Raw genomic sequence first — 19,925 nt, 5'->3', positions numbered from 1 at the left:
CACCGCGCAACCTCGCACCCATCAAGAAAGGTAAACCTAATTCGGCCGCCTTCAGCGCAACGCACGGCACGCCGAATTAGTTCCGGCAATCGGAGAGGATTAGAGTCCACAACAGATCGGTTCAGGTTCCCGGCGGCGGGCCGGAGCGCACCCACCTGGGCAAACGCCCCCCAACGCATGCCGGCGTCGGATCTGTGACCGGGTCCATCAACGACGTTGGAGGCACCGCACTCTATGACCACGATAGAAGCTCCGGCACAGCCGAAGCGGAAGACGCTGTACCGAGGCGACCCGGGAATGTGGTCCTGGGCGCTGCACCGGATCACCGGTGTCACCATCTTCTTCTTCCTCTTCGTGCACGTCTTGGATACCGCACTGGTTCGGGTCAGTCCCGACACCTACAACCAGGCCATCGAGACCTACAAGAGCCCCATCGTCGCCCTGATGGAGATGGGTCTTGTCGTCTGCGTGCTGTTCCACGCACTCAACGGCGTCCGCGTGATCCTGGTCGACTTCTGGTCCAAGGGCCCGAAGTACCAGAAGCTGATGCTCTGGATCATCCTCGCCGTCTGGTTCGTGCTGGTCGTCCCCGCGATCGGTCGCCAGTTCTTCTACCTGTTCACGGAGCACTGATCATGAGTGAGCGAAGCGAACGAACAATGAACACAGCCGCAAGTGCGGTTATGTCGGAGCCGAGCGCCAGCGAGGTGGAGGCATGAGTGAGCGAAGCGAACGAACAATGAACACAGCCGCAAGTGCGGTTATGTCGGAGCCGAGCGCCAGCGAGGTGGAGGCATGAGCGCGCCCGTTATCGGTAAGTCCTACGACCGTCCGGCCAGCCTGGATCTGCCCCGCTCGCCGCGTGCTCGGTCGACCAACAACTTCGAGAAGTACGCGTGGATTTTCATGCGTTTCTCCGGCCTGCTGCTGATCGTGCTCGTACTCGGCCACATGGCGATCATGCTGCTGCTCGACGGCGGCGTGAAGCGTCTGAACTTCGCCTTCGTCGCGGGCCGCTGGTCGAGCCCGTTCTGGCAGATCTGGGACCTGAGCATGCTGTGGCTGGCCCAGTTGCACGGCGGCAACGGCCTGCGCACGGTGATCGCGGACTACTCCCGCAAGGACTCGACCCGCTTCTGGCTGAACACCGCCCTGGCCGTCTCGATGATCCTGATCGTGGCCGTCGGCACGTACGTCATCTTCACCTTCGACCCCAACATCAGTTAGGAACAGGCCACCTCGCATGAGTGAGCGCAGCGAACGAATCAGCGGTGAATATCGTCCTGTTCAGGAGCACCGCTACGACGTCGTGATCGTCGGTGCCGGTGGCGCCGGAATGCGTGCGGCGATCGAGGCCGGGCCGCGGGCGCGCACCGCCGTCCTGACCAAGCTCTACCCGACCCGCAGCCACACCGGCGCGGCCCAGGGCGGCATGTGTGCCGCGCTGGCCAACGTCGAAGAAGACAACTGGGAATGGCATACCTTCGACACCGTCAAGGGTGGCGACTATCTGGTCGACCAGGATGCCGCGGAGATCATGGCCAAGGAGGCCATCGACGCGGTGATGGACCTGGAGAAGATGGGTCTGCCGTTCAACCGCACCCCTGAGGGCAAGATCGACCAGCGCCGCTTCGGTGGGCACACCCGCGATCACGGCAAGGCCCCGGTCCGCCGCGCGTGCTACGCCGCCGACCGCACCGGTCACATGATCCTGCAGACGCTGTACCAGAACTGCGTCAAGCACGACGTGGAGTTCTACAACGAGTTCTATGTGCTCGACCTGGTGCTGAGCGATAGCGAGCGCGGCCAGGTCGCGACCGGTGTCGTCGCCTACGAACTTGCCACCGGCGAAATCCACGTCTTCCACGCCAAGTCGATCATCTTCGCCACCGGCGGCTCGGGCCGGATGTACAAGACCACCTCGAACGCGCACACGCTGACCGGTGACGGCATGGCGATCGTGTTCCGCAAGGGTCTGCCGTTGGAGGACATGGAGTTCCACCAGTTCCATCCGACAGGTCTCGCCGGTCTCGGCATCCTGATCTCCGAGGCCGTCCGCGGTGAGGGCGGCATCCTGCGCAACGCCAGCGGCGAGCGCTTCATGGAACGCTACGCACCCACCATCAAGGACCTCGCGCCGCGCGATATCGTCGCCCGCTCGATGGTGCTCGAGGTGCTGGAGGGTCGCGGCGCCGGACCGAACAAGGACTACGTCTACATCGACGTGACCCACCTCGGCGAGGACGTGCTCGAGGAGAAGCTTCCCGACATCACCGAGTTCGCGCGCACCTACCTGGGTGTGGACCCGGTGAAGGAACTGGTGCCGGTCATGCCGACCTGTCACTACGTGATGGGTGGCATCCCGACCCGCATCCACGGCGAGGTGCTGCGCAACAACACTGACGTGGTGCCCGGCCTGTACGCCGCGGGTGAATGCGCGTGCGTTTCGGTGCACGGCTCCAACCGTCTCGGCACCAACTCGCTGCTGGACATCAACGTGTTCGGCCGGCGCGCGGGCATCGAGGCCGCCGCGCACGCGCACCGCTCGGAGTTCGTCGAGCTACCGGAGAACCCGGCGCGGATGGTGCAGGACTGGCTCGCGCTGATCCTGTCCGATCATGGCAATGAGCGCGTCGCCGACATTCGCACCGAATTGCAGTACACGATGGACATGAACGCCGCCGTGTTCCGCACCGAGGACACCCTCAAGCAGGCCCTCACCGATATCCACGCGCTCAAGGAGCGTTACTCGCGGATCACGGTGCAGGACAAGGGCAAGCGCTACAACAGCGACCTGCTCGAGGCCGTCGAGCTCGGCTTCCTGCTCGAGCTGGCCGAGGTCACCGTGGTCGGCGCGCTCAACCGCAAGGAATCACGTGGCGGCCACGCACGCGAGGACTACCCGGACCGCGACGACGTGAACTTCATGCGTCACACGATGGCCTACAAGGAGAGCCCGGATCTCATCTCGGATATCCGCCTCGACTTCAAGCCGGTGGTGCAGACCCGTTACGAGCCGATGGAGCGTAAGTACTGATGACTGCTGTAGCCGACGCACCCGCACCGCAGAAACCGGCGCCGATCCCCGACGGTTCGGTCATGGTCACCGTCAAGATCGCCCGGTTCAACCCGGAGGACGATAAGGGCGCGCACTGGGAGTCCTTCCAGGTGCCGGTCCTGCCGACCGACCGCTTCCTGAACGTGCTGCTGTACATCAAGTCCTACCTCGACGGCACTCTCACCTTCCGGCGCTCCTGTGCGCATGGTGTGTGTGGCTCCGACGCCATGCGGATCAACGGTGTCAACCGGCTGGCCTGCAAGGTGCTGATGAAGGACATGCTGCCCAAGGACGGCAAGTCCATCACCATCACCGTCGAGCCGATCCGCGGCCTGCCCGTGGAGAAGGACCTCCTGGTGGACATGGAGCCGTTCTTCGACGCGTTCCGCGCGGTGAAGCCCTACCTGATCACCTCGGGTAACGAGCCCACCCGCGAACGCATCCAGAGCCAGGCCGACCGCGCCCGGTTCGACGACACCACCAAGTGCATCCTCTGCGCCTGCTGCACCACCTCGTGCCCCGTGTACTGGACCGATGGCAGCTACTTCGGCCCGGCCGCGATCGTGAACGCCCACCGCTTCATCTTCGACAGCCGTGACGAAGCCGCCCGCGAGCGCCTCGACATCCTCAATGACGTCGAAGGTGTCTGGCGCTGCCGCACCACCTTCAACTGCACCGACGCCTGCCCCCGAGGCATCGAGGTCACCAAGGCCATCCAGGAAGTCAAGCGCGCGTTGCTGTTCGCCCGCTGACCTACCGAACCTCGGTTCAGTCACACGAAGGCCGTCTCCATCGAAAGATGGAGGCGGCCTTCGTCATTCGAGGCTGGGGTCCAGGTTGCCTGCGGGGTGGTTGTGCACGTAGCGAAAGCGCGGCCGTCGTGCTGCTCCACAACTACGAGGGCGCGATCGGCGGCAAGACCGGCGTCACCGACGACGCACGCCAGACCTTCGTCGCGGATGCCGAACGCGACGGCCGCAGGCTCGTCGTCACCCTTCTGAAAGCCGACGTCCGGCCGAACTGCGGTGCCGTGCATCGAAACTCGTCTGCGCCCCGATGGAACCGACACGGTCGTCGCCGCGTCCATATCTTCTGTAAGTAATGGCCCGAACGTCGTCGCTCGACCTGTGAGGATTCTGTCATCGACCCATCACCACCGCCTCCAGCCGCTACTCTTCCCGCGACCAGATCGGCGCTGCGCCGAACCACAGCTGTCCGATGGCCGCTGTTCCTCGCCGTAATCGCTTGCGGGCCAGTAGCCGTCCTCCTGCACCGAGTGTTCGATCAACCCGGGATGAACCACGCGGCGAAGATTGCGGGCGACAATGGTGCCGGCGTGGCTTTCACGGTATTCGTCATCGGCACCGTCGTCGGCCTGCCGTTCGCATGGATCGGGCATCGGAAACGAAAGGCGCTGCGGCGCTTTCCCTGGACCGCATGGCCTATCCGATACCTTTCATCGGACTCGTACGAATGGGTGGAACTCCTCGGCCCGCATGGCGCACCGGACTACGGACTCCTGCTCAGTACCTGGCCGACCGAGCGGGGCAAGCTGGTCAATCACGATACTTCCGAGATCTGGTTCGCCGGTGACCCGACGAAATACGGTGTGATCTCCCGCCCCGGCGGTGGCGATCTCCGTTACGCCTACCGGTCGGCTTCCCGACCGGCACCGCAAGTCACGGACCAGTCGGGAAAGGCGAATAGTCGGCTCGACCAAGATGGGTCGTCGACTCCCGCGTACCAACTAACGCGGGAGGGTGGGGTGTTCATGCGGCCGGTGGACGACGAACCGAAATCGCATGGCGCGAGGGATGATCCCCGGTATCCGTCACCACGTCGACTTCGTCGTGCTTGCGCCTTGCTCCTCGATTGGATTCTGCACCTCGGTTGCGGCCTCGGTGCCGCGATCGCGGTGAGCCCTGAACTTTCGCCGGATGCGATCGCACGGCACGACTGGCAGCACCTCGGGGTCAATCCGTTGGCGATTGCCGGTTTCTGGGCGGCGGCATCCGTTGTCGACCGAGTCGTCATCCAGTCCGTCTTCCACACAACAGTGGGCAAAGCGATCTTCGGCTTGACCATCATCCGGCCCGACGATGGCACCCACCCTTCGTTCGGCCGACTGTTGAAAGTGTGGGTGGTCGATCTGTTCCTCTTCATTTCCGCCTTAGGCGATGGCCCCGGCCCGGATCGGCTCGAGGACTACTGCATGCCAGCCGTGCGACGACGAGATGTGCGAAAACCGGTGGCACCACATAACTCTGGCGCTGAGCTCTGATCAACCGCGCTGGTGCGGCAGCGCGGGGCGACGCCGAACTGTTCGGCCGACGCCCGGACCGTATACCCCTGCGACTACCTCCGATCGGCGGCCCGCTCGGCGTGCGCCAGGGCCTCGATCTGCCGCACCCATCGGTCAGGATCGTCGAGTAATTCGGCTGGTGGGGTTGCCCAGCATTCGGCGAGCAGGTCGTAGGCGGTCCGTCCTGTCTGTGCGTGCTGCGCCCACTGGCGGCGGCCCCAGTCCGGCTCGTCGCGGATGGCGGCGACGCCGCTGAGGTCGTTGCCGACGAGTTCGAACTGTAGATCTCGGCGCAGTCGCATGGCCTCCGGCGTGGTCGGCGGTTGTGTACGCAGCACCTCGATCAGGTCCGTCGTCACCCGCCGGACCCGCGATTCGTTCCAGCTCAGGTCGTGACGGTGCGCTCGGGGCACGATCACCCACATGGTCGCGACGGCCACCGCCGCGCCGAGCAGTGTCTCGATGAACCTTTCGCGGATCGGCACCGCTATCGGACCGCCGAGTGAGCCACTGATGAGCAGGGCCAACGGGGTAATGAAGATGACGGCGACGCCGTAGTTGCGGGCGACGAGCATATCCACGAGAAACATCAGCGCTATGAGCAGCAGCACCAATACCAGCCCGGACGGTGCCAGCGCATACAGCGCCGCGAACAGCGCGAGGCCGATGACCGTGCCGCCGACGCGGTGCAACGCCCGGACGGTGCCGACGATTCGGTCGGGACCGAGGTTCAGCACCAGTACCGCGGCGATCACGGCCCAGTCCGGTCGGCCGAGGTCGATCACCACGCTGACACCGCCGGCCACCAGGGCCGCGACCAGCGTGCGCAGCGCCGACATCACCGCGTGCGAACGAATCGTGAGCGAGCGTCGCAGTCGAAAGCCGATGGTCGGCCACGTCATCGGTATGGACGAATCGAGGATCACCTCGGAACCGTCGCCGGTCGTGGACTTCGTTTCCGCCAACCCGACGAAGCGATGATGTGCGGCAAGCAGCGTCCGGACGATCGTCGAATCCGGTTCGCGTGCGGGCAGACCGGCATCGTGGAGCACCGACCAGGCCGCGTGTATCGCCGTGCCCGCCGAATGCCTGGCGGCGGCGGCCGGTCGAGCCCGTTCACGGTGCTCGGCGTAGGTCTCGACGGCCCGCGCCGCCGCTGCCACGGCCTGCTTTTCCGGCGCGTGCGGGTCGCGCAGCATCGGCGTCATCGAGACGATCACCGCACTCGCGACGCCGATGACCGCGTATCCGGCGATCGTCGCCACCGACACCCCCACCATGGCCATTCGCATCGCGACCGCACAGGCCAAAGCGAAGAACAGCACGCCAGGGGGTCCCGCCCTATTCGCGACCATGACGAACGTCGTGATCACGGCGACTACGGCCAGCACCACCACATCCGCGAACCCAGCCGACGCCGTGCCTGCCTGCCACGGATCGAGAGCGCCCGCCCCGACCTCGGCACCGATCACCGCGGCCGTCAGCAGCCCGGCACCGGCCAGTAACACAGCGCGCCACCGCATTCGGTAGGCGCGTCCCTCGCCATAGAAGACCGCGAACGAACCGAGCGCGACGACCATCGCGTGCTCCGGACCGCTGATGGCCAGCACAATGAGGGCGGGAATGCCGAAGGCGAGGGCGGAACGCATGGCGACCGCCCATCGCCACCCCACCGGCGCCGCCCCGAACAGCATCGAACGCCGCCGTGGCAGCGCGGGCACCGGATGATGAGACTCGTCGAAGGTCACGTCGTCCACCAAGCCATTGAACACCGCGAATTCAGGGTGTTCCGGCGAGGGGTGTAGCGCTGGCCCAGTGCTCCCCCGCGATCACCACATGGTCGAGAAAGCGGAGACCGACGGTATGCGCGGCTTCGATGAGCAACGTGGTGGCGCGATGGTCGTCGATACTCGGCGTCGGATCACCGGAGGGGTGATTGTGGACGACGGCGAAGGCCCGCCCATCGTGCCGTAGCACGGTGTTGAGGATTTCGCGGACCGGCAGCGCGACCTGATCGATTGCGCCCTCGGCCACGAATACCTTCTGCCGCAATTGATTCTGCGCATCGCAGACGAGGATGAGCAGCCGTTCGACGCGTGCTCCCGCGAACATGGGGCGGGCGACGCGGACAACGTCGGCCGCGCCGTCCAGCCGCAATAGGCGCTCGGGGCCGTTGCGCGCTCGCGCACCGAGTTGGAAAGCGGCGATGACCGTGGCGGCCTTGGCGGCGCCGACTCCGCTGCGCCGGGACAACTCCTCGGGTCGCGCGCAGGCCAACCCCGCCGGTCCCCCGTATTCGGCGAGCAGTTCGATGGCCATTTCCAGCGCGCTCTCGCCGCGACGCCCCTGACGCAGCAGCAATGCCAGCAGCTCCCCATCGCTGAGCGCGTGCGGGCCGAGTGCGAGCAGGCGCTCACGTGGCCGTTGACCGAATGGCAGGTTGGCAATGGGTACCGACATCGGAATCCCCCTCGAATGCGGTGCGATCCCCGCATCATGCCAGCGCCCACCGACACTGCTACCGATCCGACGGTAACTAGCGGTCGGCGGCGGTGACGACTTCCGGCCCGGGCAGCACGCGCAACATATTGGCGGCCAGCCTCTCCAGGTGACGAAGTTGCCGCTCGTGCACCACGATTCGACGCAATGCCTCGTTGATGGTGGCGTTACTGGACGCGGTGCCCATGATGGACGCGGCCGCCGCCAACAGTTTCTGGTCGAGATCGATCCGCACGGTTCTCATCCGTCCTCCTTCATACAGCCGCCATCTTGCGCCATGAACTGGCTCATGTCTGGCAAATCGTCGACAGTCCCCTCGGTCCCCGCAGTCGCCTCGGCGGGACCGGCGCCGGTTCGATCCGCCGACGGATGATCAGATCGTCGCGCTGTATCCGCCCGCAGCGCCGGTTGATACGCGAGATCGCCGACTCAGCTAGTCAGTTTGTGCAGCTATGCCGGCTTTTGTTGTCGGCGACCCCGAGCAGTGCTTGCCTGGAAGCATGTTTACTGAGGCTCAGCTGTATTCGCCGGTGACGCGCAGTGGCGAAGGCGATGTCACCGTGCACCTGAGCGACGAGCATCCCGGCGTCCACGACCCGGACTACCGGACCCGCCGCAATGCCATCGCCGCGCAGGCATTGGATTACACCCCTGGCAACCCAGTGCCACGCGTCGAGTACACCGACGAGGAGCAGCGGGTGTGGCAAATCGTGTCCGCCGAGCTCGCCCGCAAACACCAGCAGCATGCCTGCACCGAGGTACTCGAGGCGTCGGCACGGCTCGCCCTGCCGGAGGATCACATCCCGCAATTGGACGAGGTCTCCGCGGCGCTGACCCCGCTGACCGGGTTCAGCTACGTCCCGGCCGCAGGCTTGGTGCCGTTGCGTGAGTTCTTCGGGTCCTTCGCCGACCGAATCTTCCACTCCACCCAGTACATCCGGCATCACTCGGCGCCGCTGTACACACCGGAACCCGATGCTATTCACGAGATCATCGGTCACGCCAACCAGATCGCGAGCCCCCGCTTCGCCGCGATCTACCAGACGGTCGGCGACGCGGTCGCCAGGCTCCACACCGATACCGCGCTGAAGTTCCTCGCCGACGTCTTCTGGTTCTCACTGGAGTTCGGTGTAGTCCGCGAGCACGGCGAGGTCCGTTGCTACGGCGCCGGATTGCTGTCGTCCTATGGGGAGATCGAGGAGTTCCGGCACGCGCGGTTGCGCCCGCTGGACGTGGTCGCGATGGGCACCGCCACCTACGACATCACGCACTATCAGCCCGAATTGTATTGCGCCGAATCGGTTTCCGAGATCGAGGATGTGATCGGCGGATTCTTCGCGACCATGAACGACGACACCCCGTTGCGCGCGGCCGCCGAGACCGGCTGAGCGCCGGGGCAAGCCCGCTCACCCCCCGGGCAAGTCACGGCATGTGCGCTCAGCGCCATTCAGTAGCTCACTGTTTGCCGAGCGGCAATCCGGCCTCGAGGAAATTTATCGCACGGACGAAATTGTCGCCATTGACCGGGCCGTGGGCGGCGACGCCGAGCGCACCGCCGACTAGTGCGCCCGCGGTAACCCGAACCTCGAAATCGTCCGGGTCCCGACCGATGTGATCCGCCAGGAGTTCCGCGACCAGATCGATGCTGCGCCGGAACTCCAGGCCGATCGCCGATCGCAGCTCGGGAACGTGATAGACCAGGGCTTGGCGCTCCTGCTCGAAGGCCAGCTCGGCCGGGGAAAGTTTCGAGAAGACGGCGACGGTGGCATCGCGGAAGGCGGCCAACGGCGAAATGTCTCGCGGCTGTGCCCGCAGTGCCTCGATCATCAGCGGATCGATGTCGTCGGCGAGCACCAGCTGCTCCTTGGCTGGGAAGTAGCGGAAGAAGGTGCTCGGCGAGACCTCCGCGGCAGCGGCAATCTGCTCCACGGTGGTATCGGCGTAACCCTGCTCACGGAACAGCCGGAACGCTTCCATACGGATCGTCCGGCGAGTCCGTTCCTTCTTCCGCTCGCGCAGGCCCTGCACTACGGTCCCGTCGCCAGGTGAATCAACCGACATGTGTCGATTCTGACGCATCCACGGCCAGGCCCGCCGCAGGTGTCGCTTCGAGGTCCTTCGGCGACCGGCGCGGCAACGCCCAGAGCGCCAGCCCGAACGCGAGGACACAGATCGCCGTACACACCCACAGCATGGCGTCCATCCCACCGACGAACGCTGACTGGACGTGCCCGAGCAGGTCAGAATCTCCGGTCGACTTCGCAACGGCCACACCGGAATTAACGCTGTCACCGACCGGACCGACATTCAGATCACCGAGTTCGCCGCGGTAGACGGTGGCTAGCACGGTGCCGAGCAACGCCACCGCGATCGTGCCCGCAGCCTGTCGCAGCGCCTGCAGCAGCGCCGATCCCATGCCCGCGCGCGCCACCTCGAGATCGTTCATCGCGGCCGCCATGCTGACCGGCAGCCCCAACCCCATACCCGCGCCGACCAGGGCGATCCAGATCGCGGTGAACCAGTACGCCCCATCGGCGGTGGTCAGCGCGCCCAAACCGAGGCCGACCGCGAGCACGACCAGCGCCGAAGCCACCATCGTGCGGACCCCGAGCTTCGGAAGCAGCCGGTCGCTCAGGCGCGATCCGACAAGCAGCCCACCGATCATGGGTAGCAGGCGCAGACCACTGCCGAGGGCGTCGGTGCCGAGCACCGCCTGGTAGTACTGCGGCACGGTGAAGAACAGCCCGAACATGCCGAAGGTGATGAGCACCGCGAATACCGCACCCCAGCGGAAGCCACGACTGCTGAACAGCCCGAGGTCGATCAGCGGCATGGCCGCCCGACGCTGCCACCCAACGAACAATGCGAGCACCACGGCACCGGCGGCCAGCACGGCCCAGCTGATGCCATCACCCCAGCCCTCGTCGCCGAGACGGATAAATCCGTAAGTCACACCAAGCATTCCGACCACCGAGAGCACGGTGCCCGGCAGATCCGGTGGGCGCTGGTCCGGGTTGCGTGATTCCGGGACAAGGGCCGCGACGGCGACCACACCGATCACCACCATCGGCACATTGATGAGGAAGACCGAGCCCCACCAGAAATTATCGATCAGCCAGCCGCCGAGGATCGGGCCGAGCGGTAACCCGAGCGCCGACGAGGTGATCCAGATATTCATGGCCCTGGCTCGTTCAGCGGGGTTCCCGAACAGCACCGGCAGCACCGCCATCGACAACGGCATCATTGCCGCCGCCGCGACGCCGAGCACCACCCGTGCCGCGATCAACTCCCCCGCGGAGGTGGCAAACGTGCATGCCAGCGAGGCTGCGCCGAACAGCACCAGTGCGCCGAGCAGGATCTTCTTGCGTCCGTAGCGGTCACCCAGCGCGCCCGCGGGCAGCATCACCGCAGCCAGCGCGAGCGTGTATGCGGTGCTGAACCATTGCAGCGCACCGCTATTCGCGTTCAGGTCAACGGCGAGAGTGGGGAGCGCGACCGTCAGCACGGTCATGTCGAGGCCGATCGTCAACATCGCGATCGCCAGCGCGCCGAGCGCCAGCCAGCGGCGGGTCGAGTCCGTTTTCATCATCTCTCCAGTAAATGGTAGTTAGACTTTTTTGATAGTAACTGTCATTTCCTAGGCTCTGTCAATAGTTGCGGCGGCAGCCGTGGACGTTCCGGCGTCCGCGCCCAAGAGCAGCTGCTTCGACTCCGCTCGACGCGAGCCCGAGACGGGCCTCCTCCGGCGGCGCGCATTAGGCTTTGAGCCGATGAGCATCCGGGATATTCGCCACCGCGCCACGCTGTGCCTTGGCGCGGTGGTCGCTGCCGCGGCCGTGACCGCGGGCGTTGCCGCGCCCGCGTCACTCGCCACGCCCACCGGCATCGCAACGCCGAGCACCACGACGACGCCGTTCTCGACGCCGAACACCGATGGGTGCCCCCAGAAGACCAATCCGCCCGCACCGATCGACGAGTCCGAAGTTCCGTTGCCGGGCGAGCCGACACCGACCGCGCTGCCGGTTCCGTCAGCACCGGTGGGCGGGACGCGGATGGGTGAATGCGGTGTGGTCGTGCCGAAGGGCGCACCGCCGGTGCCGCAAGACATTTCGGCGACGGCCTGGATGGTGTCGGATCTGGATACCGGTGAGGTGCTCGCCGCCAAGGATCCACACGGCCGCTATCGTCCGGCCAGCACCATCAAGGTGCTGCTCGCGACGGTCGCCCTGCGCACCCTCGATCTGGACAAGGTGGTCACCGGCACGCAGGAGGACGGCGACGCCGACGGCACCCGCGTCGGCATCGGGCCCGGCGGCCAGTACACCAACAGGCAACTGATGCAGGGGCTGATCATGACGTCGGGCAATGACGCCGCGCACGCCATCGCCGCCCAGCTCGGCGGCGACGCGGCTGCCGTGGCGAAAATGAACGAGCTCGCGAAGTCATTGCACGCCTTGGATACTCGCGCGGCCAGCCCGTCGGGCCTGGACGGCCCCGGCATGAGCACCTCGGCCTACGACTTGTCGGTACTGTTCCGCGAGGCCATGACGATCCCGCTGTTCGCCGAACTCATCCACACCGAGCAGGTCGACTTCCCCGGGTTCCCCAAAGACCCGAACAACCCGGACGACACCGATCACCCCGGCTTCCCCATCGCCAATGACAACCACCTGCTCTATGAATACGAAGGTGCGATCGGCGGCAAGACCGGCTTCACCGACGACGCCAGGCAGACCTTTGTGGCCGCCGCCGAGCGCGATGGACGCAGGCTCGCGGTAACGCTGCTCAAAGCCGACGTACTGCCGCTGCGCCCCTTTCAGCAAGCCGCCCGTCTCCTCGACTATGGCTTCGCCCTCCCAAGCGGCACCGCTGTCGGAAACCTCTCCGACGCCACCTCCGAATCGTCGAAAACCGGTGCGGCACTTGCCTCCCCGCCACCGAAGGACGCCGGTCGGCAGTCCGGTACCACCACCGACGACGTCGACCGCACCATAATGCGAACCTTCCTGACAATCGGCGGAATCGCCTTGATCGTGGTGATACTCCTCGGCGCGCGCGGACTGCGCCGCAAGCGCTAGCCCGCGCCGAGGTTCACCTCGACGCTCCGGATTCCGTGGCATGCGAGGATCTTCGGCGTGGACTTCTTGTCGTCGCTGGGGATGCATCAGGCCAAATTTCACGGCGACACAAACGACCCCCGATACCCCTCGCCGCGCGAATTGCGTTCCCATGTAGCGGTTCTCGTCGATATGCTGTTGCACGCCGGTGTCGCGCTCGCCGTCGTCGGCAGGGACACCGGACTGGTCTGGGCAGCGCTGCTGGTGGTCGTATACGCGGCGGCCTCGTTCATACACACCACGGTGATTCAGCGCATAACCCACGCCACCCTCGGCAAAGCCGTTGTCGGACTGGTCCTCATCCGTGGCAGTGACGGAGACCGGCCGTCGTTCGGCCGACTGCTCGAGTGGTATTTCCTGCGCGTCTTCCTGACGATCGGCGGCATGATCTTCGACGACGAAGACCCATGGCAAGCCGAATACGGTCGCAACCTCGTCGCAGTCCGCCGCCGCGACTTCGCCGCACTACGCGCACACCCCCTACCGCCCGCCGCACCACCGAACACCTACCACCCCAACAGTTTTCCCCCACAGTCCTACCCACCGAACACCTACCGCCGATGAGCTCGGCGGGCGCACAAGCAGCGCCTCGCTGACCTGACCACCCACTCCTCCCGCGCACGACCACGTCGCCAAAGATGCGGAACCGCCGGACAACTCCCCACCGGAGCACACAACGCCAAGGTCGGCGAGACCAAGCAAGAGCTCTGCGCCGAGTCGATGGAACCGCAGCACACTGTGCTGCGTCAGATATATAGAGGCACCGACCTGCTCTACTTCGAGAGCGACGATCACAGGAACGGCAGGGCATAGATTGACCGAACAGTTCAAAGTCAGTCCAGACGATATCGACTTGGCGGCACGTGGATTATGGAAGATAGCTGAAGACAATACTCAGGCCGTGACGTACGCCAAGGAATGGCTCGAAGTGCAAAGCAGTGGCGGTCTCGTACTCACGCCTCTACTCGATCAACTACAAGAAGTCTGTGAACAACTGAAATCTAATTACGAACGCCTAGGAACTGTAACCGACAATTCATCCACGGAGTTGACGAATGCATCAAGGATGTATCGAACGACCGAATTCGAGCGAGCTAAAGACATGGATAACTACTACGGGAGAATAGGTAAGTGACAACAGCTACCGAATATCCCGTCGAAAAGCTATCCGAGCCGGAACCCTCGGATCCGGTCCACGACTACGTCGAACTCGTCATCAGCGGTAACGGCACCAGCATGTCGTACCATTTGAACAACCTCATCGCTATGGCGACCGTCGGCTTTACCGGCAGCAGCGGATTCAACTGCATCGGTACCATTACCAACAATCTCTCCGGAGATTGGGTTGCCCTACAGAAATCCGCCGACGCAATCCGCAAACTTTCCGAATACAACAGCGCATACCACGAAGCGATAGATTCCGCCATGAGCAACGTGGAGAAATCCTGGCAGGGAAATGCGGCCGAGAGCGCGCGGTCCTATTTCTCATCACTGACCGCCGCCCTCGACGGCCAGACCGAACCCTTGAGCAAGGTCGCTGACGAGATTTCCGCCTTTGCACTGGCTTCCTATGGAATGGCCAACGGGATCGCCGATCTGGTGCAATACCTCGGCGACTTGGCAATCGAGTGGTTCGTAACCTGGGTGGCAGCTTTGTCAGCGGATTCTACCATTGTAGGCGTTGAGGTCGGGGTTGCACTGAAGGCGGTCGCAGCGGCCATCGCCGCATTAATGGGGTTGAAGGTTGCCACGATTATAGGCAATCTCGGTCATATGGTTAATGCCTCCGAGGCCGTGGTCGGACTGATGTCCGCGGGAATCAGTTCGGCTGTGGAAGCCTCGCAGATCCCGGCACTTCCGAGCTCCCCCTACGATCATCCTGGGGTTTCGTAATGAAACGTGAAAATGAACCGATGCTCGATACGGTCAATGGCGATATCGGTATGTCACGCCACCTTTCGAAGGCGTTGAAGATTCTTGCCGAAAATCCTGGTATCGACAACGATCTGAAACAGCAACTCCGAGACATCATGAATGGCAAGGGAAGCTTGCGCGACCTCGCACAGAGCGAGTCGTTCCTGCGCTTCAGCGACGCCGCGATGCCGAAGATCGCAGCCGATATGGCCGGCAAGACACCCGAGGAGATGCGGCGGCTAGCCGAAGCCGGGGAGAAGATACTCGAGAATTACCGCAACGAGGTACCCGATACACCGCCCAGCGCCGAGAGCCACCAAAACACGTCGACTATTCGAGCCCAATCGATTCCGACACCCACGACACCGCCAAATCCGGCACCCGACGTGTCACACGGCAATGATCCCGGACCGGCGCGCAATGTAATTCCCGGAACTCGCAAACCCAACCGTGATCGGGTCGTCATGCCGGACGAACCAGATGATGACGACCTCTACTACCAAGACCGACGCCAACGCGGGTGGCTGGTATGAACGGGAGATTGCACATGGCTCGCCATTGTTGTCGGCACCATCGGCCGACCGGCCGCCTACGTTTCGGCTGACTCCGATGAACAACTATCGGTGGATCGGCATGGGTGACGTGGCGGTCCGCTTGCGCCGATGCCAGGAGCCCCTACCGTCATCCACAATTCTCTACATGGAGAGCCGGCTGAGGACCGTCGAACCGCTGGAATTGGAGATCGCCCAAGAAATTCCGGACGTATGCAGCCGGCACGGGCGCCCGGCAGTATCGAAAATGCGGTTCAGAACCACCTTCTACAACACGCTCGACCATCCCAGGCACCCTGGCAAACCTACGTCCTCCCGGTTTGATGACAGGGCCGCGCCGGCATCGACGCTCCTGGTCGGAGATTGGCCGATCTGCGATCAGTGCGAACGTTCCAATCGGTGGTGTCGCCGTATCGCCGCCATTCTCGCGTACGTGATGGGCGCAATCCTGATTAACTTCGTGGTCGTGTGCGCCGCGGGCTGGGCAGAGATAACGCCTGAATGGGCAAGGAATATAGGTGAGATAGTGGTTATCCCGCTGGCTTTGGCAGTATTTCCGGGCACGATTCCAATCGGGCTTTTGGTAGCCATGTTATTTTTCAGAAAGACCACACAGCCGGTGACGTTCCGTCCGATCGATGATGAAAAGTTCGTATTCGTACAAGCTCACCCAGGCTTTCGCGACGCGATGCGTGCTATACCTGGCGGATAAGATGCAGCAGCTGCCAAGTCCTATCCACAACCTTGGGAACCTGCCGCAACGGATGTTAAGTTTCAGCTAGACGAAAGTCATATCGCGAACTATCTCGAGTTTGTTGCTAAGGCGGTGCAATTGCGGACCTCTCTCACCGTGCCGAAGCGATTAAGAACCGTCTGGGCCAACGAGTCCATCGCTGGACACCGCACTCACCTGGATGCCGGTCCAGCGGAGTTCACCCATGGCTGATCTCGCTTCAAAGGGGGCCATGCTTCTCAAACAGCTCACTGCCAACCTCATACGGGCGAGCGACGATATGTCCGAAGCAGTCGCTGGACGTTACACCCGCACCTCCGACACGTTCCATCTCGCCGTCTGATTAGACCGGTGAAATCTGACGTCAGTTCCTGGTGAATTTGGGCGTCACTCGCCGCGTCGAACGGCGATTTGTGCAGACGAAAAGTGACGTCACTTCGGAGACCGCGGTGTCGGTTTCGGGGTGGCGGCTGTGGGAGTGCGGTGGAGCTGTGTCTTGTGGGTTCTCGGCAAGTCAGGATGCTGTCGAGTTGTCTGTGCCGGCGTGGGTTTCGTAGGTGCCTCCAAGCAGGATGCTGAATCTGTAGAGGTCGTCGCGGACGCTGCGCGAGGCGTGGGCGCGGCCGATGTATCGGTCGAGGGCGATGCGTGCGTCCTGGTCGGCGGCGAGCCAGTTGTTGAGGAATTAGAGCATCTCGGCGAGTTCTGCTGCGTCGGCGTTGTTGTCGGGCATCTGATAGTGCTGCTCCTGGGGTTTGCTGTGTGGCTGACCGGCAGATGGTCAGCCCGTGCAGTGTGCAGGTTCGCGATAGTCCGCACCGACCGAATCGGTGGCGGTCAGCGCCAGTGGACGTCTCCGATCAGCGCTGTCTCCGCGCCGCCGTCGGCGAAGATGACTTGACCGGTCACGAATCGGTTGTGCGCACCGGCGAGCCAGCAGATGAGTTCGCCTACCCACTCCGGTCGCCCGGGAAAGCCGCCGAACGGCTGTGGCGCTGCGGCCTCCACGGCGGTACGTGTCGCCTCGCTTGCGAAGATCCAGGAGGCGGCGGGTGTGTCGACGACGCCGGGTGCGACGACGTTGAGTGCGATGCCGGCTCCTGCCCAGTCCGGTGTTGCGGCGACCTTGCGTACCCAGCGATTCAGCGCACGCTTTGCAATGCCATAGGCGCCGGTAGCGCCACCGAGGGATGGGTCCGCGTCGAGGTAGGCGAGGGCGGCGGCTTCGTCGCCGTCGAGACATGCCTGCACCACGCGCTCGTCTGCGGGCGCCAGCGACGACGTCGACGAAACGACCACGGCTCGGGGTGCCTCGCTCTGCGCCAGCAGCGGCCGTAGCCCTTCCAGCGTCGAGACAGCACCGAAGTAGTTCGTCTCGATGAGGCCGGTTTTGCCGCCTCCCGCGATGGCGAGCACGGCGTCGATGTGCCCACGCTCGGTTACCTGGTCGACCAGCGACTGCCGCCCTTCGGGCGTGGACAGATCTGCCTGGATATCGGCGTCGCCGAGGTCGCACGCGATGACCTCGGCGCCGCGCTCACGCAGTATTTTCGTGGTCGCGGCGCCGATGCCCGATGCGGAGCCGGTCACGACGTACGTCCGTCTGGCAACCCCTGTGTATGTCATTGCTGGGTCCTTCGTGTGGGCCGGCCGTGCGGTCGGGTCAGGTCTGTTGTCTCGTGGCTCGGTCGAAGAGTTCGACCAGTTCGTTTCCACACGGGCCGGGGTCGAGTCCAGCGGCTAGCAGAGGGACGACGCTGTCGATGGAGGCTCTCAGCGCCGCAGCCATGACGTGCGGGTCGAAAGGCCGGAACGCTCCGGTGCGCTGCCCCTGGGCGAACAGGCGGGCCAGCCCGTCCAGCGATTCGATGTGGTGTCGCTCCCAGACGCCGTGACCGCCGTTGAGAAGGATCTGCTGAAGCGCTCGCACCTGCGGTAAGTGGCCGGCGATGAACGCCACGTTTGCCCGAATGACGGTGGCGAGCAGTTCGCGGGCGATGGTCGCAGCTGCGAGGGCGGACTGTATGGAAGCCTCGGCGTCGGCGGCGATCTGATCGGCAACGGCCGCGAACAGCTCGTCCTTGCTGGAGAAGTGGTAGGTGATCAGCCGTTTACTGCTGAGCCCGGCCTCCTTGCAGATGGCCTCCAGGGTGGTGGCCTGGTAGCCGTGCTCACCCAGCAACGCGATCGCGGCGCCGGTGATCTGGTCTTTACGAGCCGCGGTCGCCGCCTCGCGGGTGGTCATCGCCACCGCACGGGCTTGCCTGTGGTCGGGCGGGTTTACCGGTGGATGGCGCTGCGGCGCACCGTGACCGCAACCATCACGGAAGGATTTGTTATCCACTCGGATAATATTATTCGAGTGGATAACTTGCCGCAATCCCCGGCATCCGGCACCGCTATGGCCAGGTGTTTCCAGGCGAATTTCGCCATCACTTCGGCGCCGTGGGTTCGGGCGGGAAATCCAGCGTGGGCTGATCGATCGCCGCCCCGGGCGCGCCCGGGGCTGCGGGGCGGTGGGGCCCGGCGAGTTGCGCGATGCGGGCGAGGCGGTCCGGATACCGGCCGCCGTATTGCACCAGCGTACGAAAGCGCCGGAGTAGTTACGGATATTGACCTTGTCAGTCCACGAATTCGTGCGAATCAGAGTTTGCGCGAACGCAATTCGTGGCCGTTGGAGGTCTTGCGGCGGCCCGTGAATGTTGAGGAACTGTATCGCCCTCTGGTAACCGCCATCGGGTGCGGCAGGGCGCCGCCATAATCGGTGGCGGGCCGCGACCACGGTCGGCGACAATTGCGACCATGACTGTCGACATCTCGGAGCCAGCCCGGTTGGGTGAAGTGCATTTGGCAAGCGGGCGGGTAATCGGGTGGGCCGAATGGGGTCACCAAGACGGGATTCCCGTGTTGCTGTGCCCGGGCGCCGCCACCACCCGATCACTCGGTTTCGGCGCGGGCGCACTGGAGGCACTCGGCGTGCGTCTCATCTCGCTCGACCGTCCAGGCTTGGGAGTGTCGACACCGCAGCCCGGCAAGTCGTTTCGCGACTTCGCAGCAGATGTCGACGAGTTCGCAGCGCTGCGTGGGTTGGGCAGGCCCGCGATGGTCGGCAACTCTCAGGGCGCGCCCTTTGCGCTTGCCTGCGCCGCGACGGGTATCAGTGGCGCGCTCGCGATCGTGTCGGGCGCAGACGAGGTGGCGGCCCCGTGGTTCGCGGACGCCCTGCCGGATCAACTCCGCGGACTGGTCGACCTGACCGCATCGGACCCGGACGACGCGGAGAGCTTCTTCGCGACGTTGGCCCCAGACACCATGTGGCAGATGGTCATCGAATCGAGCCCCGCATCCGACCTTGCCGTCTACCGTGACCCCACGTTCGAGCGCAGCTACCGTCGCTGTTTGAGGGAGGCGTTCGCCCCCGGTCCTGCCGGCTACGCCCGTGACACGGTCCTAGCCATGGGCCGCTGGCCGTTCGATCTGACGACGATCGGTGTACCCGTGGATCTCTGGTACGGCGAACAGGACACCAGCCACTCCCCAGACCTCGGAAGTTCGCTCGCTGACCGCATTCCCGAAGCGCGGCGGCATATCGTGCCCGGCATCGGGGGCGCGGTCTTGTGGACACACGCTGAAACGATCCTGCGCACCCTGCTCGGGCACCTCAGGTAGCGAACCACGCCTCAGTCGAGCTCTTTACCTCGAACATCTGCCACCGAACCCGGAATCATCAGCACCCCACCGGAATTGCCGT

20 protein-coding genes and 1 pseudogene are annotated in these 19,925 nt (G+C 64.4%); 14 read left to right on the top strand and 7 right to left on the bottom strand.

The window, feature by feature from the left end:
- The first annotated feature begins 234 nt into the window (after positions 1-234).
- From sdhC to LKE06_RS32880, 6 genes and pseudogenes are all read left to right on the top strand, one after another.
- A complete protein-coding gene (sdhC, locus tag LKE06_RS12000; protein ID WP_227998689.1) occupies positions 235-633 on the top strand; it encodes a succinate dehydrogenase, cytochrome b556 subunit in 399 nt (132 codons plus the stop codon).
- Positions 634-795: 162 nt separating this feature from the next.
- Positions 796-1,227, top strand: coding sequence for a succinate dehydrogenase hydrophobic membrane anchor subunit (locus LKE06_RS11995; protein WP_227998688.1), 432 nt, complete (start codon positions 796-798; stop codon positions 1,225-1,227).
- A gap of 16 nt (positions 1,228-1,243) precedes the next feature.
- Positions 1,244-3,037 carry a succinate dehydrogenase flavoprotein subunit gene (sdhA, locus tag LKE06_RS11990; RefSeq protein ID WP_227998687.1) on the top strand — a complete coding sequence of 598 codons (1,794 nt, stop codon included), beginning with the start codon at positions 1,244-1,246 and terminating at the stop codon, positions 3,035-3,037.
- Entirely contained in the window at positions 3,037-3,810 is a 774-nt protein-coding gene (locus LKE06_RS11985; protein ID WP_227998686.1) for a succinate dehydrogenase iron-sulfur subunit, read from the top strand. The genes sdhA and LKE06_RS11985 overlap by 1 nt, the downstream gene beginning before the upstream one ends.
- Positions 3,811-3,941: 131 nt before the next feature.
- Positions 3,942-4,076: pseudogene (locus tag LKE06_RS11980) on the top strand (D-alanyl-D-alanine carboxypeptidase family protein); the annotation flags it as partial.
- 258 nt (positions 4,077-4,334) lie between these two features.
- On the top strand, positions 4,335-5,339 hold the full coding sequence (locus tag LKE06_RS32880) for an RDD family protein (RefSeq protein ID WP_227998685.1): 1,005 nt from the start codon (positions 4,335-4,337) through the stop codon (positions 5,337-5,339).
- Between the two features lie 74 nt (positions 5,340-5,413).
- Here the strand turns inward: LKE06_RS32880 and LKE06_RS32875 are convergent, their stop codons facing one another.
- The 3 genes from LKE06_RS32875 to LKE06_RS11960 all read right to left on the bottom strand — a co-directional run bounded on the left by LKE06_RS32875 (position 5,414) and on the right by LKE06_RS11960 (position 8,103).
- Complete coding sequence (locus LKE06_RS32875) at positions 5,414-7,117, bottom strand: FUSC family protein (RefSeq protein ID WP_227998684.1); 1,704 nt, start codon at positions 7,115-7,117, stop codon at positions 5,414-5,416.
- A 22-nt stretch (positions 7,118-7,139) separates the two neighbouring features.
- Entirely contained in the window at positions 7,140-7,820 is a 681-nt protein-coding gene (locus tag LKE06_RS11965; protein WP_227998683.1) for a JAB domain-containing protein, read from the bottom strand.
- Between the two features lie 76 nt (positions 7,821-7,896).
- Complete coding sequence (locus tag LKE06_RS11960) at positions 7,897-8,103, bottom strand: type II toxin-antitoxin system VapB family antitoxin (protein WP_227998682.1); 207 nt, start codon at positions 8,101-8,103, stop codon at positions 7,897-7,899.
- A gap of 256 nt (positions 8,104-8,359) precedes the next feature.
- On the opposite strand from LKE06_RS11960, the gene LKE06_RS11955 reads away from it, so the two are divergent.
- Positions 8,360-9,247: a phenylalanine 4-monooxygenase gene (locus LKE06_RS11955; protein WP_227998681.1), complete on the top strand. Its 888-nt coding sequence runs from the start codon at positions 8,360-8,362 to the stop codon at positions 9,245-9,247.
- 67 nt (positions 9,248-9,314) lie between these two features.
- Here LKE06_RS11955 and LKE06_RS11950 read toward each other — a convergent pair whose 3' ends face one another.
- Positions 9,315-9,920, bottom strand: coding sequence for an acyl-CoA-like ligand-binding transcription factor (locus LKE06_RS11950; RefSeq protein WP_227998680.1), 606 nt, complete (start codon positions 9,918-9,920; stop codon positions 9,315-9,317).
- Positions 9,910-11,445 carry an MFS transporter gene (locus tag LKE06_RS11945; RefSeq protein WP_227998679.1) on the bottom strand — a complete coding sequence of 512 codons (1,536 nt, stop codon included), beginning with the start codon at positions 11,443-11,445 and terminating at the stop codon, positions 9,910-9,912. The genes LKE06_RS11950 and LKE06_RS11945 overlap by 11 nt, the downstream gene beginning before the upstream one ends.
- A 184-nt stretch (positions 11,446-11,629) precedes the next feature.
- On the opposite strand from LKE06_RS11945, the gene LKE06_RS11940 reads away from it, so the two are divergent.
- The 6 genes from LKE06_RS11940 to LKE06_RS11915 all read left to right on the top strand — a co-directional run bounded on the left by LKE06_RS11940 (position 11,630) and on the right by LKE06_RS11915 (position 16,153).
- Complete coding sequence (locus LKE06_RS11940; RefSeq protein ID WP_227998678.1) at positions 11,630-12,937, top strand: D-alanyl-D-alanine carboxypeptidase family protein; 1,308 nt, start codon at positions 11,630-11,632, stop codon at positions 12,935-12,937.
- 57 nt (positions 12,938-12,994) lie between these two features.
- A complete protein-coding gene (locus LKE06_RS11935) occupies positions 12,995-13,540 on the top strand; it encodes an RDD family protein (protein WP_227998677.1) in 546 nt (181 codons plus the stop codon).
- A 250-nt stretch (positions 13,541-13,790) separates the two neighbouring features.
- Positions 13,791-14,111, top strand: a complete 321-nt coding sequence (locus LKE06_RS11930; RefSeq protein ID WP_227998676.1) for a type VII secretion target — start codon at positions 13,791-13,793, stop codon at positions 14,109-14,111.
- Positions 14,108-14,869, top strand: coding sequence for an LXG domain-containing protein (locus tag LKE06_RS11925; RefSeq protein ID WP_227998675.1), 762 nt, complete (start codon positions 14,108-14,110; stop codon positions 14,867-14,869). The genes LKE06_RS11930 and LKE06_RS11925 overlap by 4 nt, the downstream gene beginning before the upstream one ends.
- On the top strand, positions 14,869-15,423 hold the full coding sequence (locus LKE06_RS11920; RefSeq protein ID WP_227998674.1) for a hypothetical protein: 555 nt from the start codon (positions 14,869-14,871) through the stop codon (positions 15,421-15,423). Before LKE06_RS11925 ends, LKE06_RS11920 begins: the two co-directional genes overlap by 1 nt.
- Before the next feature lie 166 nt (positions 15,424-15,589).
- Positions 15,590-16,153 (top strand): hypothetical protein, encoded by a 564-nt coding sequence (locus tag LKE06_RS11915; protein WP_227998673.1) that lies wholly within the window; start codon positions 15,590-15,592, stop codon positions 16,151-16,153.
- An 858-nt stretch (positions 16,154-17,011) separates the two neighbouring features.
- On the opposite strand, the gene LKE06_RS11910 is transcribed toward LKE06_RS11915, so the two are convergent.
- Positions 17,012-17,800: an SDR family oxidoreductase gene (locus tag LKE06_RS11910; protein ID WP_227998672.1), complete on the bottom strand. Its 789-nt coding sequence runs from the start codon at positions 17,798-17,800 to the stop codon at positions 17,012-17,014.
- A 37-nt stretch (positions 17,801-17,837) separates the two neighbouring features.
- Complete coding sequence (locus tag LKE06_RS11905) at positions 17,838-18,518, bottom strand: TetR/AcrR family transcriptional regulator (RefSeq protein WP_227998671.1); 681 nt, start codon at positions 18,516-18,518, stop codon at positions 17,838-17,840.
- A gap of 458 nt (positions 18,519-18,976) precedes the next feature.
- Between LKE06_RS11905 and LKE06_RS11900 the strand changes: the two genes are divergently transcribed.
- Positions 18,977-19,843 (top strand): alpha/beta fold hydrolase, encoded by an 867-nt coding sequence (locus tag LKE06_RS11900; RefSeq protein ID WP_227998670.1) that lies wholly within the window; start codon positions 18,977-18,979, stop codon positions 19,841-19,843.
- Positions 19,844-19,925: the final 82 nt, after the last annotated feature.

Origin of the sequence: Nocardia australiensis (genome assembly GCF_020733705.1) — a bacterium.
GTDB lineage: Bacteria > Actinomycetota > Actinomycetes > Mycobacteriales > Mycobacteriaceae > Nocardia > Nocardia australiensis.
The sequence above is the reverse complement of the archived record's forward strand: the minus strand, read 5'-3'. Positions and strand labels throughout refer to the sequence as shown.

Bases quoted from the DNA above. Each gene is read 5' to 3' on its own strand.
- LKE06_RS11955 (WP_227998681.1), top strand. From the start codon at position 8,360: ATGTTTACTGAGGCTCAGCTGTATTCGCCGGTGACGCGCAGTGGCGAA.
- sdhC (WP_227998689.1), top strand. From the start codon at position 235: ATGACCACGATAGAAGCTCCGGCACAGCCGAAGCGGAAGACGCTGTAC.
- LKE06_RS11900 (WP_227998670.1), top strand. From the start codon at position 18,977: ATGACTGTCGACATCTCGGAGCCAGCCCGGTTGGGTGAAGTGCATTTG.
- LKE06_RS11950 (WP_227998680.1), bottom strand. From the start codon at position 9,920: ATGTCGGTTGATTCACCTGGCGACGGGACCGTAGTGCAGGGCCTGCGC.
- sdhA (WP_227998687.1), top strand. From the start codon at position 1,244: ATGAGTGAGCGCAGCGAACGAATCAGCGGTGAATATCGTCCTGTTCAG.
- LKE06_RS11910 (WP_227998672.1), bottom strand. From the start codon at position 17,800: ATGACATACACAGGGGTTGCCAGACGGACGTACGTCGTGACCGGCTCC.
- LKE06_RS11995 (WP_227998688.1), top strand. From the start codon at position 796: ATGAGCGCGCCCGTTATCGGTAAGTCCTACGACCGTCCGGCCAGCCTG.
- LKE06_RS11940 (WP_227998678.1), top strand. From the start codon at position 11,630: ATGAGCATCCGGGATATTCGCCACCGCGCCACGCTGTGCCTTGGCGCG.
- LKE06_RS11985 (WP_227998686.1), top strand. From the start codon at position 3,037: ATGACTGCTGTAGCCGACGCACCCGCACCGCAGAAACCGGCGCCGATC.
- LKE06_RS11945 (WP_227998679.1), bottom strand. From the start codon at position 11,445: ATGAAAACGGACTCGACCCGCCGCTGGCTGGCGCTCGGCGCGCTGGCG.
- LKE06_RS11920 (WP_227998674.1), top strand. From the start codon at position 14,869: ATGAAACGTGAAAATGAACCGATGCTCGATACGGTCAATGGCGATATC.
- LKE06_RS11965 (WP_227998683.1), bottom strand. From the start codon at position 7,820: ATGTCGGTACCCATTGCCAACCTGCCATTCGGTCAACGGCCACGTGAG.
- LKE06_RS11960 (WP_227998682.1), bottom strand. From the start codon at position 8,103: ATGAGAACCGTGCGGATCGATCTCGACCAGAAACTGTTGGCGGCGGCC.
- LKE06_RS11915 (WP_227998673.1), top strand. From the start codon at position 15,590: ATGGAGAGCCGGCTGAGGACCGTCGAACCGCTGGAATTGGAGATCGCC.